This window comes from Arsenicicoccus bolidensis DSM 15745, assembly GCF_000426385.1.
In the GTDB taxonomy this organism is placed as follows: domain Bacteria; phylum Actinomycetota; class Actinomycetes; order Actinomycetales; family Dermatophilaceae; genus Arsenicicoccus; species Arsenicicoccus bolidensis.
Window position 1 is genome coordinate 77,843 of sequence record NZ_AUFG01000011.1, and the last position, 14,898, is coordinate 92,740.

The following is a 14,898-nucleotide window of genomic DNA, read 5'->3' on the forward strand; positions in this document are numbered from 1 at the left end:
GTGACCGCCCTGGTGATGGTCCTCACGCCCGGGCCCAACATGATGTACCTCGCCTCGCGCAGCATCGGCCAAGGGCGACGCGCCGGGCTGGTGTCTCTGGCCGGCACCGCGCTCGGCTTCATCGTCTACATGCTCATGGCTAATGTCGGCCTGGCGATCGTGTTCGTCGCCGTGCCCTGGTTGTTCATCGGTTTCAAGGCAGCCGGTGTCGCCTACCTCGGCTGTTTGGCCTGGCAGTCGCTGCGCCCTGGCGGGGCTGGGGTGTTCGAGGTCCAGGACCTTCCCCGCGACTCCGACTGGCAGCTGTTCCGGATGGGGCTGGTCACCAACCTGCTCAATCCCAAGGCCGCGATCATGTACCTCACCGTCATCCCGCAGTTCATCGACCCCGCGCGCGGTCATCGCCTGGCGCAAGGCATCGCCCTGGGCCTGGAGCAGATCATCATCAGCATGAGCGTCAACGCGCTCATCGTGCTGGCCGCCGGCAGCATCGCCGTCTTCCTGACCCGTCGACCCTCATGGACCGTCTGGCAGCGCCGGATCACCGGCACCATGCTTGGCGCCGTCACCCTGCTCCTGGCCCGCGAAGTACCGGCGCGGGCCAGGACTTGAGCCCCGATGTCCCACACGAACGCCGCATCGACGCCCCGCCATCGTCTGATCATCGGCCGTCTCGTCGCCGACGAGGCACCCCTCACCCTGGTCCAGCAGGTGCACGGCCGGTCGTGGTTCTGTCCGGAGAGCGCCCGTCCGACGGTGCTCGGCCCCGGCGACGCGGTGGTCGTCCGAGCGCCCGTCACCTACACCCTGTCCACGGACGTGGACGCGCCACCGTCGATCGTGATCGGGCCCGGGCTGGGGTGCTCGGGATCAGACGGCCGGGACCTCTCGGAGGAGCTGGCGGCCGGGGTCCGGACCTGGGGCAACGACCCGGACGGCGAGGACTGCCTGCTGGTGGGCACCTATCGCAGCGACGGCGAGGTGGGGCGGCTCCTGCTGCGGGCCCTTCCGGCATACCTGGTCGTCCGCTCCCCGGCCCCGCCCGGTCGTGCAGGCCTCGGTGCGGCACCTGCAGGAGAGGCCGGGGGAGCCCTGGACGGTCGAGCAGCTCGCGCGCACGGTGGGCGCGATCGCGCACCGGGTGGGCTACGCCAGCCCGTTCAGCTTCAGCGCGGCCTTCAAGCGGGAGTATGGCGGCAGCCCCCAGGCGTGCCGGACCGGCGAGGACCAGCCGGACCGACTTCGCGGACGACGCGCGGCGGGCCGCAGCGTCGAGGCCTGGGAGGTCAGCCCGTCGGCCGCGTCGAGGTGGGATGACGGTGCGCCCCCACGGGCCGGAGCTCAGCGCCGGAGCTCAGCGCTGGAGCTCGGCCTCGACGGCCTTAACGATGACGCGCTGGCCCTGCTCGTCGGGGTGCTCGCCGTCCTCGGCCAGCAGTCGGGTGGGGTCGACGCTCCCGTCGGCCTTGAACGCCGCATAGGTGTCGACGGTGCCGGCGCCGCGCTCGTGGGCCGCCTCGGCGAGCTCGGCGTTGACCCGACGGGTGAGCCGGTCGGTCCAGGCGTTGAAGGAGGAGGACTCCTCCTCCTTGGCCACCGCGCCGTCCACCGAGACGTTCCAGTAGGTGGTGAGGTAGACCCGGACGCCCGAACGGTGCGTGGTCTCGTCGATGGCGGTCAGGGCGGTCCGCACGTCGGCGCCGACGGCCTCGGCCTTGCTGGCGATGCAGGCGTCGTCGCAGTCTCGGTCGGACGTCTCGGTGAACGTCTCGACCACGTCGTTGGCGCCGATCGTGATCAGGACGACGTCGGCGTCGTCGAGGGCCTTGCGGGTGTCGGCGTCGGTCCTGACCTGCTCGATCAGGTCGGGGGTGGTCAGTCCGCTCACGGCGAGGTTGGCCGACGTGACGGGGGCGCCGGGGCGGGAGAGGTCGGCGGCGACGATGTCCCCGAACGACCGGCCACCCGTCGCGGCACCCTCGGCGACCGAGTCTCCGAGGGTGACGACCTTGTGGATCGGGGCACCCATGGGGGTGGGGGTCGGCGAGGACGACCTGGCCGCCGCCGCGCCGGACCCGCTGACCCCGGTTGCGTTGACGCTGGACCCGCCGGCGCGGGACTGCGCGTGCGCACCCGGGCCGGGCAGGCACGGGTGCCACACCACGGCAGCGGTCACCAGACCGGCTGCGGTGGCCACACCGAGGGGGAGGGCGTGTCGACGCATCACCAAGGATACCCAGCCCGGCTGGGCTCAGACGGTGAGATCCACGCCCTCGCGCTCGTCCAGGTCCTCGACCTCGATCGTGCGCAGCTGCTCGACGGAGGGGTCGTCCTCCTCGCGCAACCGCCAGGCGTGACGCCCGATGGCTCCCTCGAGGGTGTTGCGGGCGAAGCGCCCGTTGCCGAAGGACTCGCCGCGCGGCGTCGCGGCCAGGATCTCGCGGAACCGCGTGATCGCGCCCTCCGACAGGTCGTAGTCGTTCTTGGCCGACAGGTCCTCGATGATCCCCACGAGCTCGTCGTCGGTGTAGTCCTCGAACTCGATGACCGTGTTGAACCGGCTCTGCAGCCCGGGGTTGGTGCGGATGAACTCCGACATCGGCTCGGGATAGCCCGCCACGATGACGACGAGGTCGGCGCGGTGGTCCTCCATCTCCTTGACCAGGGTGTCGATGGCCTCCTTGCCGTACTGGTCGCCGTTGAGCGCGTAGGCCTCGTCGATGAACAGCACGCCGCCGAGCGCGGAACCGACGACCTCGGAGGTCTTGGTCGCGGTCTGCCCGAGGTAGCCCGCCACCAGCTCGGAGCGGTCGACCTCGACCAGCTGCCCCTTGCTCAGCAGCCCGAGCGCCCGATAGATCCCGCCGACGAGACGGGCGACGGTGGTCTTGCCCGTGCCCGGGTTGCCGGTGAAGACGAGGTGTCGCGTCAGCGTGGCGGACCGCAGCCCGGCCTTCTCACGCTTGGCCTCCATCTGCAGCAGGGCGACCTGGCGGTGCACCTCGCGCTTGACGCGGGCGAGCCCGACCAGGGCATCGAGCTCGGCCAGCAGCTCGTCGACGGACTTCTCCGGCTCGGGGGGCGCCACCGGCTCGGCCGGCTCGCTCGGGGTGGTGGGAGCGGCGCGGGGGGCGGACGGCTGCTCGGGGATGCCGGGTGCGCCCGGGCCGGACGGGGGAGGGCCGGCCGGTATGCCGGGTGGCGTCGGCGGGGCAGGGTGCGGGGCATCGCCCACGGACGGGGGTCGCAGCCCGCGCAGCGCCTGCAGGGTCGCCGCCTCGAGCGCCCGCAGCTGCTCGCGGACGGAGTCGGACGACGAGGACGGTGGCGACGCGGATGCTCGCGGCGAGCCGGCGACCCCGGGTGGGGTCGGCGCGTCCGGCATACGGCCGGGTGGTGCTGCCCCGACGGCAGAACCCGGCGCGCCCGCCGCGGCCAGCTGGGCACCGGCGGAGGTGGTCGCGCGACCGACGGCCCCGGAGTCGGCCCCCGGCAGGGTGCACGCGGCCGTGGCGACCTCGACGAGGGCGGACGCGTAGGCCGCGGCGTGGGGCGAGCCGTCGGCGAGCAGGCCCGTCAGCAGGGTGGACGGGGACGACGCGAACCGGCGCCCGCGCGGCGCGTGCTTGAAGAACTCCGACCCCGACCGCCCGAGCTCCGTGGCCCAGGAGGTGTGGACGGTGCTGCCCGGACGTGAGGTCTGGAGCACGGCCGCCGACAGGGCCAGGCCCTCGTCACGGACCCGCTCGGCGTCCAGCCCCGCCGCGCGGCCCGCCTCGACCAGGGCGTCGATCGACGCCCGCAGACCGCCGGGGCCCGACCCGCTCACTGGCCGAGGTCGAGCGAGCCGGCGGCGCGGCGCTCGTCGGTCTGGCGGACGCGAGCGAGGTACTCCTGGCTCTTGGACACCTCGCCCTCGAGGGTGCCGATGGTGGTGGCCATCGTGTCCAGGGCCTCGTTGCGGAAGCTGTCGATGGCGTCCATGGTCGTGTAGATGTTCTGGAAGGCCGCCTGCAGCTGCGGCAGCCCGATCGTCGCCGACGCCGCCTGGCGCTGGATCTCGACGGAGTTGTCGCGCAGCAGCTCGGAGGTGCGCTCGATCATCGTCGAGGTCGTCGCGTTGAGGGCGGTGATCTGCTCGAGGACGAGCTTCTGGTTGTTGAGGGCCTGGGCCACGATGACGGCCGTGCGCAGGGCGCTGACGGTGGTCGTGGAGGCGCGGTCGACGCCCTTGATCAGCTCGATGTTGTTCTTGATCACGATGTCGATGGCCAGGTAGTTCTGGATCGACACGGCGAGCTGGGTGAGCAGGTCCTGGTGCTTCTGGCGGACGTAGAAGAGCACGTCCTCGCGCAGCGCCTTGGCCTTGTCGGGGTCGGTGACGTCCAGCTCCGCGATCTGCGCCGCGACCTTGGCGTCGAGCCGCTCCGCGACGTAGATGTACTGGTTGAGCAGCCCCATCGTGGTCCAGAGCTGGGTCTTCTCCTGGTTGAGCGCGACGTTGTCCTGCTGCAGCTCGGCCTGGCCGTTCTTGAGGGCCTGCAGGATGCCGTCGAGGTGGCCCTGCGCGGACTCGTAGCGGCGGAAGTAGTCGGTGACCTTGTCGCCGAAGGGGATCATCCCGAGGAACTTCTTGGAGCCCCGGGCCTGGCTCGGGTCGAGGTCCTCGACCGTGCGGCGCAGGTCCAGCAGGGACTTGCCGACGCCGGACTCCTGGGACAGGCCGCCCTTCTGCAGAGCCGTGACCGGGGTCTTGAGCAGGCGGTTGGACGACTCCGCGGCCTTGCGGATCTCGGCGTCACCCATGGTGCGCACGTCGGCAGCCTTGGCCTCGAACTCCGGCGACTTGGCCTGCGCGCCGGTCAGGGCCGAGAGGTAGTCGTCGACCTTGGCGTCCAGGCCCGGCATGGCGGACGGGTCGACCGCCGGCGCCATCTTGGGGGCCTGCGTGGCCTGCACGGGCGCGGGGGCGGGCGGGGCCTCGAGGCGCAGGGCGGGCTCGGTGGCGGCTGTGGTCGCGGGAGGGGGCGTGAGCGGCTCGGTCATGGGGTCTCCTCGATCGGTCCGGTGGTCTGGCTCCACCCTGTCACGAGTCGGCAGATCCTGGGTGGACGTCTTCGTCTCTTACCCTTGAGTCATGCCCATCACCCAGAACGCCCCCGGCGCCGTGCGTCACGAGACGCCTGGCGCCTCGTACTACGAGGCCCTCGAGCCGTTGCTGGAGCGGGTCAGCAAGCCCATCCAGTACGTCGGTGGCGAGCTCAACTCCACCGTCAAGGACTGGCACTGCGGCGGCCACGGCCCGGGCGGCGAGGACCTGACCGTGCGGTGGGCCCTGATGTACCCCGACGCCTACGAGATCGGCGTGCCCAACCAGGGGATGATGATCCTCTACGAGGTGCTCAACGAGCGCCCCGACGCCCTCGCCGAGCGGACCTACTCCGTGTGGGCCGACATGGAGGAGCAGCTGCGCTCCGCCGGCATCCCGCAGCTCACGGTCGACTCCCACCGCGCCGTGCGCGACTTCGACCTCTTCGGGATCTCCTTCTCCACCGAGCTGGGCTACACCAACCTGCTCGCCGCCCTCGACCTCGCCGGCATCCCGCTGCACGCGGCCGACCGCGGCGAGGACGACCCCATCGTGGTCATGGGTGGCCACGCGTCCTTCAACCCCGAGCCGATGGCGGACTTCGTCGACTGCGCCATCGTCGGTGACGGCGAGGAGGCCGTGCTGCGGGCGACCGACCTGGTCCGCGCCTGGAAGGCCGCCGGGCGACCGGGCGGGCGCGCCGGCATACTGCTGGAGCTCGCGCGGACGGGCGGGGTCTACGTGCCGAGCCTGTATGCCGTGACCTACCGCCCCGACGGTCAGATCGAGGCGGTCACGCCCACCGCCCCCGGGGTCCCGGAGCGGGTGTCCAAGCACACCGTCATGGACCTCGACGCGTGGCCCTATCCCAAGCAGCCGCTGGTCCCGCTCGCGGAGTCGGTGCACGAGCGGATGTCCGTCGAGATCTTCCGCGGGTGCACGCGCGGCTGCCGCTTCTGCCAGGCCGGGATGATCACCCGCCCCGTGCGCGAGCGGTCCATCACCGGCATCGGCGAGATGGTCGAGCGCGGCCTGGCCGCAACGGGTTTCGAGGAGGTCGGGCTGCTGTCGCTGTCCTCGGCCGACCACACCGAGATCGCCGACATCACCCGCGGGCTCGCCGACCGCTACGAGGGCACGCAGACGGGCCTGTCGCTGCCGTCGACCCGCGTCGACGCGTTCAACATCGACCTGGCCAACGAGCTGACCCGCAACGGGCGGCGCTCCGGCCTGACCTTCGCGCCCGAGGGTGGCTCCGAGCGGATCCGCAAGGTCATCAACAAGATGGTGTCCGAGGAGGACCTGATCAAGACCGTCGCCGCGGCCTACGGCGCGGGCTGGCGGCAGGTCAAGCTCTACTTCATGTGCGGGCTGCCCACCGAGACCGACGAGGACGTCCTGCAGATCGCCGAGCTGGCCAAGCGCGTGATCGAGACCGGGCGACAGGTGTCGGGCCGCAAGGACATCCGCTGCACGGTCTCCATCGGCGGCTTCGTGCCCAAGGCGCACACGCCCTTCCAATGGGCCTCGCAGCTCTCGCCCGAGGACACCGACGCGCGCCTGGCCAAGCTCCGCGAGTCGATCCGCTCCGACAAGCGGTTCGGCTCCTCCATCGGGTTCCGCTACCACGACGGCGAGCCCGGCCAGGTCGAGGGCCTGCTGTCCCGCGGCGACCGGCGCACCGGCCGCGTCATCGAGGCCGTCTACCGCGACGGCGGGCGCATGGACGGGTGGAGCGAGCACTTCTCCTACGAGCGGTGGATGCGCTGCGCCTCCACCGCCCTCGAGGGGACCGGCGTCGACGTGGCGTGGTACACCCAGCGCGAGCGGGACGAGGACGAGGTCCTGCCCTGGGACCACATCGACTCCGGGCTCGACAAGCAGTGGCTCTGGGACGACTGGCAGGACGCGCTCAACCTCAACGAGGTCGACGACTGCCGCTGGACCCCGTGCTTCGAGTGCGGCGTGTGCCCCCAGATGGGGACCACGATCGAGACCGGTCCGACCGGCCGCACGCTCCTGCCCCTGTCGGTCGCCAACCCCGGGACGGCCGCGCTGCGCGCCGCGTCGGTGGGCGTGCCGTCGGCGTCGGGCGGCGAGGGCGCCGGGATGCGGGTCTCGACCGACGACGGCTCCGACGTCTGACCGCCACTCGCTGGTTCTCGCCGCTCGGCTCGTAGCCCCCGCTCGCAACTCCCGCTCGCGCCATTGGTCACCACTGACGTTTTGGATCGTTCACAACCCCCGTCCAGCGTCCATTGGTGACCAATGGCGTGTGATCACGCGTGCGGGCGAGCTGACGACATACGGGCTCTAGGCTCGGACCATGGTCACCGTCGATCGCCTGCAGCCCCGCCGCGACCCCGCGGACCTCGACGTGCTCGTCGAGCTGCGAGCGGCGTGGGCCGCGGATCGCGGGCGTGAGGGGGACCTCGTCGAGCTGCGCCGGCAGCTCGCGGGTTGGGTTGCGGCGCAAGGGGAGTCGCGCCGCTTCTGGGCGGCGTCGATCGACGACGAGCCGGTGGGGATGGTCTCGTTGTTCGTCTACAGCCGTATGCCGGACCTGGCCCGGCCGCAGGGGCGGTGGGGCTATGTCGCCCAGCTCTACGTCCGGCCGCGGGTGCGGCGCCAGGGGATCGCCGTCGCGCTGATGAAGGCGTTGACCGAGCACGCGAGGGACGAGGGGCTGGACCGCCTCGTGCTGCACCCGAGCGAGATGTCGGTGCCGTTCTATGCCTCGCTCGGGTACAAACCGGCCGACGAGCTCATGCTCCTCCCGCTGCGCTGAGTCCGAGTCGCCGGAGGGCGGGTCGTCCAGGAACGGGGTTGTCCCGCCGGGAGCCACGCTGCGACGCTCGATCCATGGGGCTGCACATCGAGGACGACCGGATCGCGCAGGCGGGCGACCTCCGGGCCGGTCTGGGTGGTCTCTTGGAGTACGTCGACCGCGGCCGTCGACGCCCCGTGCTCGACAGCAGGACGGGGGACGAGATCATCGGTTATGACGACGACGGGATCCCTCGTTGACGGGCCGTGCCAGACCAGTCGACGGGGAGCGGGGTCAGGCGCGGGGGAGGGCGAGCGGCAGGGCCCGGGCGCCGGGCAGGGAGGCAAGAGCCGACCCCTCGACCAGGATCTTGGCCCCGCGCAGGCCACCCCCGATCACGACGGGACCCGCCGCGACGACGGCCTCGTCCACGAGGATCAGCCAGTCCTCGGGCAGGCCGATCGGCGTGATGCCGCCCTGGATCATCGCGGTCCGCGTCTCGGCGTCCTCCTGGTCGGCGAAGGACACCTTGCGCACCCCCAGCTCCTTGCGCACGACCTTGTTGATGTCGGCGCGGTCGGTGGCCAGGATCATGACGGCGGCGTAGGTGACCTCGTCGCCGCGGCGGCCCGCGACGACCACGCAGTTGGCGGAGGCGTCGGGCGCGACGTCATACGTCTCGCAGAAGGTCGCGGTGTCCGCCAGGTGCGGGTCGATCTCGGCGACGCGGGCGCCCGGGACCAGGTGCGCCGCGGCCGCGACGGGCGGTGCGACGAGGTCGGCGCGGTCAGCGAGGGGGAGCCAGGTCAGGTTTCCTTCGGCGCTCGGCATGGTCCGACGCTAACTGTCCCAGAGCGCGACCCGCCGGTGTCGTCTCGCCTGGTGATCGGGGAGGATGCCGGTATGACGACCGCCCTTGACCTGGTGCCGGAGCTGGAACGCGCGGGGGTGCGGGACATCCGTGCGGACGCGCTGACGCGGGGGATGTACTCCACCGACGCGTCGCTCTATCGGGTGGTCCCGCAGGTCGTCGTCTGCCCGCACGACGCCGCCGAGGTCGCGGCCGTGCTCGACGTGTGCCGCCGCACGGGGGTGCCGCTCACGAGCCGGGGCGCGGGAACGAGCTGCGCGGGCAACGCCGTGGGCCCGGGCGTCGTCCTGGACTTCTCGCGGCACATGGGGCGGGTGCTGTCGATCGACCCCGAGGCCCGCACAGCGGTGGTCGAGCCCGGAGCGATCCACGCGACCCTGCAGCGCGCGGCGGTGCCGCACGGCGTGCGCTTCGGTCCCGACCCGTCGAGCCACACCCGCTGCACGGTCGGGGGCATGATCGGCAACAACGCGTGCGGCAACCGCGCGCTGGGCTACGGCCGCACGTCGGACAACATCGCCGGGATGGTCGCGCTGACGGGCCCCGGGCACGAGCTGCGCCTGACGACAGGGGTGCTCGGTGACGCGCCGACCGTGTCGACGACCGGGGCAGGTGGCGCCGAGCAGGTCGAGGCGGTGCGCTCGCTCGTCGGCGCCAACCTCGCGACGATCCGCACCGAGATGGGCCGGTTCGGCCGCCAGGTGTCCGGTTATGCCTGCGAGCACCTCTTGCCCGAGCGGGGATTCGACCTGGGGCGGGCCCTGGTGGGCTCCGAGGGCACGCTCGCCGTCGTCACCGAGGCCACCGTGCGGCTGGTCACCGACCCGCCCGAGAAGACACTGGTGGTGCTGGGGTTCGACGACATCTACGCCGCCGGCGACGTGGCGCCCCTGATGAAGCAGCTGGGGGCCGTGGCCTCCGAGGGGATCGACCGCCGCATCGTCGACGTGGTGCGAGCACGACTGGGCGACAACGCCGTTCCCGACCTGCCCGAGGGCAACGCCTGGCTGTTCGTCGAGCCGGTGGCGGACTCGGTCGACGAGCTGCGTTCGCGGGTGGCCGATCTCGTCGGCGCCGTCGGGGCGCGCTCGCACCGGGTCGTCGAGGACCCGGTGGAGGGGCGGGCGCTGTGGCGGATCCGCGAGGACGGCGCCGGGCTCGCCGGACGCACCCCGCGCGACCGTCCGGGCCACGCGGGGTGGGAGGACGCGGCGGTGCCCCCGGAGTCCTTCGGCGCCTACCTGCGCGAGTTCGACGTGCTGCTCGAGCAGCACGACCTCACCGGCCTGCCCTACGGCCACTTCGGCGACGGATGCCTGCACATCCGGCTGGACTTCGACCTCGAGCGGCCCGGAGGCACCGACCGGTTCCGCGAGTTCCTCTATGCCTCGGCCGATCTCGTGGCCCGCTACGGCGGATCGGTGTCCGGCGAGCACGGCGACGGGCGGGCTCGCTCCGAGCTGCTGCCCCGGATGTACTCACCCGGCGCCATCGACCTGTTCCGCGGCCTCAAGGGCGCCCTGGACCCGGACGACTTGCTCAACCCCGGCGTGCTCGTCGACCCCGACCCGGTCGACGCCCACGTGAGGGTCGCTGCGGCGCAGCCGGTCTCGACGAACCGCGACCGGCTGGCCTTCCACTATCCCGCTGACGCAGGGGACTTCACGCAGGCCGTGCACCGCTGCACCGGCGTCGGCAAGTGCCGCGCGGACCACGCGCCGGGCGCCGTGTCGGTGATGTGCCCGTCATACCTCGCGACCCGGGAGGAGAAGGACTCCACCCGCGGCCGCGCCCGCGCCCTGCAGGAGATGCTGAGCCCGCTCTCGGCGATCAAGGACTGGCGCGCGCCCGAGGTGCACGAGGCCCTCGACCTGTGCCTGTCCTGCAAGGGCTGCGCCTCGGACTGCCCGACCGGCATCGACATGGCGACCTACAAGGCCGAGGTGCTGCACCAGACCTACCGCGGGCGGCTGCGCCCGCCGTCGCACTACGCGCTGGGGTGGCTGCCCGCGTGGTCGCGACTGGCGAGCAAGAGCCCGCGGATCACCAACGCGCTCATGGGTGCTCCCGGCGTGGCCAAGGTCGGCATGAAGGCCGCCGGCGTGGACCCGCGTCGTTCGCTGCCGCGGTTCGCCGAGCAGACCTTCTGCGGGTGGTTCGCCGAGCACGGCGCCGACCCGTCCGCCGAGGGATCGCCGGGTCGGCCGGTCGTGATCTTCGTCGACAGCTTCGTGGAGCACTTCTCGCCCCAGGTCGGGATCGACGCGGTGACCGTGCTGCGGGCCGCCGGCTACACGCCGATCGTCACCGGGCGCCAGGTCTGCTGCGGCCTCACGTGGATCTCGACGGGCCAGCTCGACAGCGCCCGGCGGATCCTGACCAAGGCGGTCCGCGAGCTCGATCCGTATGTCGTGCAAGGCATCCCGATCGTCGGCCTGGAGCCCAGCTGCACGGCGGCGCTGCGCCACGACGTGGTCGACCTGCTCGGCACGGACGCGTCGCGCCGCGTCGCCGGGGGAGTGCTGACGCTCGCCGAGCTGCTCGACCGCACCGAGGGCTGGACCCCGCCGGACCTGACCGGCGTCGAGGTCGTCGCGCAGCCGCACTGCCACCACGCCTCCATCCTCGGCTGGGGCGCGGACGCGGCCCTGCTGGAGCGCTCGGGGGCCGAGGTGGTCCGGCTGGGCGGATGCTGCGGCCTGGCCGGCAACTTCGGGGTCGAGCAGGGGCACTACGACGTGTCGGTGGCGGTGGCCGAGCAGCAGCTCCTGCCGGCGGTGCGGGAGGCGGGGCCCGACGCGGTGGTGCTGGCCGACGGGTTCAGCTGCCGCACCCAGCTCGACGACCTCGCGCGGCGCGAGGGCGTGCATCTCGCCACCCTCCTCGCGACCTACCCCCGGTAGAGGCATCGACCGGCCTTCGTTCCCCAGGCTGATGATCCTGCCCGCGGTAGGTCCGGCGCGTCCACGTCGACCGGCACCGGCACCGATTCGTGCGTCGGCAACGCACGTCTGGGCTGCTTGACCTTGACGCAGGGTCAACCCTCCACGAGGTCGGCATGACCTCACGATCCTCGCTCTGGATCTTCCTCACCGCCGAGGCGCTCTCGCTCTTCGGCAACGCCGCGATCGGGATCGTCCTGCCCTGGCTGGTCCTGTCGCGCACCGGCGACGCCTCCGTCACCGGCCTGGTCGCCGCGGCCTCCGGCATACCGTCCGTCGCGGCCGCCCTCGTCGGCGGCTGGCTCATCGACAGGGTCGGGCGCCGCCGGATGAGCGTCCTCGCCGACCTCGGCTCCGCCCTCGCCGTCGCCGGACTCGCCGTCGTCGACCACCTCACCGGCCTCACCGTGGCGTGGTTCGTGGTCCTCGGGGTGCTCGGCGCGGTCTTCGACGTGCCCGGTATGACGGCCCGCGAGACCCTCATGGCCAACGTCGCCACGGCCGGCGGCGTGCCGCTCGACAAGGTCGCGGGCTACCGGCAGGCGGTTTTCGGGGTGAGCTTCCTCGCCGGGCCGGCGCTCGCGGGCACGCTCCTCGCGGTCCTCGACCCCATCCGCGTGGTGTGGCTGACCGCGGCCTGCTCGGCCCTCGCCGCCCTCGCGACCCTGGCGATGCGGCTCGCCCCGGCACCCGCCCCCGCGCAGGACGACGACTCGCCCCGCAGCGGTTGGGCCGTGGTCCGCCGCAGCCCCGCCCTGGTCGCGGTCATCGTGCTGTCCTTCGCCTCCGCCCTGGTCGTCGCGCCCCTGCTCGCCGTCGTCCTGCCCGCGCACTTCCAGGGTCTCGGCGCGCCGGAGCAGCTCGGCCTCGAGACCTCGGCGTTCGCGATCGGGTCGATGGTCGGTGCCGTCCTCTACGCGGTGGCCCTGTCCGGGCGCCGCTGGCTGACCTGGGTGCTCTCGATCGCGCTGTTCACCGGGTCCTTCCTGCTCATCGCACCGCTCGTCGGCTTCTGGCTCGTCGCGGCCGGCATGGCGGCGGCCGGGATCGGCAGCGGCCTCATGGGGCCGATCTCGATGGTGGCGATGACCGAGCACGTCCACGACGCGGTCCGCGGGCGGGTGTTCGGGCTGCTCAACGCCCTCGCGCTGGTCGCCTCGCCCCTGGGTCTCGGCCTGATGGCCGTGCTGCTGCGCTTCCAGCCCCTGGAGGCGGCCGGCTGGGCGATGCTGGTCGCGTGGATCCCGGCCGCGGCCTACGGGATCCTGGCGCCAGGGCTGCGGGCGTTCGTGCTGCCGCCGGCCACACCAGAGGGGGAGACGACGCATGCTGACGATCGGGCAGCTCGCTGACTACGTGGGGGTGACCCAGCGCGCCATACGGCACTATCACCGGCTGGGTCTGCTCCCCGAGCCGGGCCGGGACCACTCGGGCTATCGGCGGTATGACGGGCAGGCCGTCGTCGACCTGACCCGCATCCGCACCCTGGCCGAGGCAGGCGTGCCGCTGTCCCGGGTCAAGGAGCTGCAGGACGCTCCGCCGGCCGAGACCAGGACGGCGCTCGACGAGATCGACCACGAGCTGGGGCGGCGCATCCGCGACCTGCAGGGCAACCGGCGCCGGTTGCGGAGGCTCGCGTCGGGCGATCCGCTCGACCCGGCCGTCCAGGCCTACCTGGACAAGGTCCGCACGCTGGGGGTGTCCGAGCGGATGGTCCGGCTGGAGCGCGACGGGTGGGTGCTCATGCAGGTGCTCTACCCACAGCTCGTGTCCCACTGGCTGCGGATCGGCGTGGACCAGCTGGACGACCCGCAGTTCCGCGACCTCTACCTCGTCACCGACGAGATGTACGACTGGCCGCCCGACGACCCGAGGATCCGCGAGGTGGCCGTGCGCAACGTCGACCACCTGCAGCGGCAGGGCTGGCTGGAGGCCGACCAGGTGGAGGTCGAGCACGGCGCGGCGGCCTATGCGCTGGTGCGGAGCTTCAACGCGGACGGTCGCCCGCCTGGGCGGCCCTGGCGGTGGAGATCGAGGCGGAGCTGGACCGCCGCGGCCTCGCCTGACCTATCTCAGGTAGTCACATTCGCCCGACTTCGCACGCCAGGTCGATGTGACTACCTCAGGTAGATCCGGCAGGGAGATCCGTCAGGTGGGTCCGGCGGGTCAGGCCGGGTCGAGCGCCTCGGCCCGTCGCACGTCAGCCTCGACGAGCTCGCGCTGCTCGCGCCGGTGCTCGCGCAGCGACCACGCGACGGCGCCGATCCAGACGGCGACGATGGCGGCATACGAGAGGTTCTGCACGGCGCCGGAGGCGTCGATCCAGTCGCTGCGCAGCAGGGTCCGCGCGTTGGTGAGCACGATCAGGCCGCCGACGGCCGAGCCGAGGAGGCGCGGTGGCAGGTGCCGGACCAGCCAGGCGGCGATGGGGGCGGCGATCAGGCCGCCGATCAGCAGGGCGAAGGCCATGCCGGGCACGATCGCGCCGCCGCCGAGGCCGAGGAAGAAGCCGATCGACGCCGCGATGGCCACGAGGAACTCCGAGGCGTCGATCGACCCGATGACCTTGCGCGGCTCGAGGCGACCGCTGGCGAGGATGGCCGGCGTGCCGACGGGGCCCCAGCCGCCGCCACCGGTGGCGTCGACGAAGCCGGCGACGAAGCCGAGCGGCGACAGGAACCGGCGGCGCAGCGGCTTGCCGAGGTGCTGGGTCGTCACGCTCTGGACCGTGAACCGCACGAGGATGTAGACGCCGAGGGCCAGCAGCACGAGCGACATGATCGGGGCGGCGACCTCGGTCGACAGCCAGGACAGGACCGTCGCGCCGAGGAAGGCCCCGATGGCGCCGGGGATGCCGATGCGACCGACGACCTTCCAGTCGATGTTGCCGAACTTCCAGTGGCTGGCGCCGGAGGCGAGGGTCGTGCCGATCTCGGCGAGGTGCACGGTGGCGGAGGCGGAGGCGGGGTTGGTGCCGGCGGCCAGCAGCAGCGTCGACGACGTCACGCCATAGGCCATGCCGAGGCTGCCGTCGATGAGCTGGGCGATGAGACCGACGATCGCGAGGATGATGATGGAGGGCATGCGGGGGCTCCTGAGGACGTGCGGTGGACGAGGGGCGGGAGCGGGTCAGCGACAGAGCTGACTGGCAACCCGCTGCAGGTCCACGTGCCGGCGCACGACGCGAGTCAGGTGCATGGCGTGGTCCTCGGGAAGGGCGGCATGCGAG

At 72.4% G+C, this 14,898-nt stretch carries 12 protein-coding genes and 1 pseudogene; 8 read left to right on the plus strand and 5 right to left on the minus strand.

Features of this window, described 5'->3' with window-relative positions:
- Positions 1-15: 15 nt before the first annotated feature.
- Both K313_RS0108290 and K313_RS24865 read left to right on the plus strand, forming a co-directional pair.
- The gene (locus tag K313_RS0108290) at positions 16-612 is read left to right on the plus strand and encodes a LysE family translocator (RefSeq protein WP_084412611.1); all 597 of its coding nucleotides are present in this window, start codon (positions 16-18) and stop codon (positions 610-612) included.
- Positions 613-618: 6 nt separating this feature from the next.
- Positions 619-1,041: pseudogene (locus K313_RS24865) on the plus strand (cupin domain-containing protein); the annotation flags it as partial.
- A gap of 313 nt (positions 1,042-1,354) precedes the next feature.
- Here the strand turns inward: K313_RS24865 and K313_RS22280 are convergent.
- From K313_RS22280 to K313_RS0108310, 3 genes are read right to left on the minus strand one after another with little or no spacing between them, the layout of a single operon-like run.
- A complete protein-coding gene (locus K313_RS22280; RefSeq protein ID WP_084412601.1) occupies positions 1,355-2,224 on the minus strand; it encodes an SGNH/GDSL hydrolase family protein in 870 nt (289 codons plus the stop codon).
- A 27-nt stretch (positions 2,225-2,251) separates the two neighbouring features.
- Positions 2,252-3,829 carry an AAA family ATPase gene (locus K313_RS0108305; protein ID WP_029211232.1) on the minus strand — a complete coding sequence of 526 codons (1,578 nt, stop codon included), beginning with the start codon at positions 3,827-3,829 and terminating at the stop codon, positions 2,252-2,254.
- Positions 3,826-5,046: a toxic anion resistance protein gene (locus tag K313_RS0108310; RefSeq protein WP_029211233.1), complete on the minus strand. Its 1,221-nt coding sequence runs from the start codon at positions 5,044-5,046 to the stop codon at positions 3,826-3,828. The genes K313_RS0108305 and K313_RS0108310 overlap by 4 nt, the downstream gene beginning before the upstream one ends.
- Positions 5,047-5,137: 91 nt before the next feature.
- Between K313_RS0108310 and K313_RS0108315 the strand changes: the two genes are divergently transcribed.
- The 3 genes from K313_RS0108315 to K313_RS23905 all read left to right on the plus strand — a co-directional run bounded on the left by K313_RS0108315 (position 5,138) and on the right by K313_RS23905 (position 8,116).
- Complete coding sequence (locus K313_RS0108315) at positions 5,138-7,234, plus strand: TIGR03960 family B12-binding radical SAM protein (RefSeq protein ID WP_029211234.1); 2,097 nt, start codon at positions 5,138-5,140, stop codon at positions 7,232-7,234.
- A gap of 181 nt (positions 7,235-7,415) precedes the next feature.
- Positions 7,416-7,877 (plus strand): GNAT family N-acetyltransferase, encoded by a 462-nt coding sequence (locus K313_RS0108320; RefSeq protein WP_029211235.1) that lies wholly within the window; start codon positions 7,416-7,418, stop codon positions 7,875-7,877.
- Positions 7,878-7,951: 74 nt separating this feature from the next.
- Complete coding sequence (locus tag K313_RS23905) at positions 7,952-8,116, plus strand: hypothetical protein (RefSeq protein WP_169516831.1); 165 nt, start codon at positions 7,952-7,954, stop codon at positions 8,114-8,116.
- 34 nt (positions 8,117-8,150) lie between these two features.
- Here the strand turns inward: K313_RS23905 and K313_RS0108330 are convergent, their stop codons facing one another.
- Positions 8,151-8,687, minus strand: coding sequence for a YbaK/EbsC family protein (locus K313_RS0108330; RefSeq protein WP_029211236.1), 537 nt, complete (start codon positions 8,685-8,687; stop codon positions 8,151-8,153).
- A 72-nt stretch (positions 8,688-8,759) separates the two neighbouring features.
- Between K313_RS0108330 and K313_RS0108335 the strand changes: the two genes are divergently transcribed.
- The 3 genes from K313_RS0108335 to K313_RS20520 all read left to right on the plus strand — a co-directional run bounded on the left by K313_RS0108335 (position 8,760) and on the right by K313_RS20520 (position 13,799).
- Complete coding sequence (locus K313_RS0108335) at positions 8,760-11,630, plus strand: FAD-binding and (Fe-S)-binding domain-containing protein (protein WP_029211237.1); 2,871 nt, start codon at positions 8,760-8,762, stop codon at positions 11,628-11,630.
- A gap of 155 nt (positions 11,631-11,785) precedes the next feature.
- On the plus strand, positions 11,786-13,021 hold the full coding sequence (locus K313_RS0108340) for an MFS transporter (protein ID WP_029211238.1): 1,236 nt from the start codon (positions 11,786-11,788) through the stop codon (positions 13,019-13,021).
- Positions 12,996-13,799, plus strand: a complete 804-nt coding sequence (locus K313_RS20520) for a helix-turn-helix domain-containing protein (protein ID WP_084412613.1) — start codon at positions 12,996-12,998, stop codon at positions 13,797-13,799. The genes K313_RS0108340 and K313_RS20520 overlap by 26 nt, the downstream gene beginning before the upstream one ends.
- Before the next feature lie 36 nt (positions 13,800-13,835).
- On the opposite strand, the gene K313_RS0108350 is transcribed toward K313_RS20520, so the two are convergent.
- Positions 13,836-14,753, minus strand: coding sequence for a sulfite exporter TauE/SafE family protein (locus tag K313_RS0108350; protein ID WP_029211239.1), 918 nt, complete (start codon positions 14,751-14,753; stop codon positions 13,836-13,838).
- Positions 14,754-14,898: the final 145 nt, after the last annotated feature.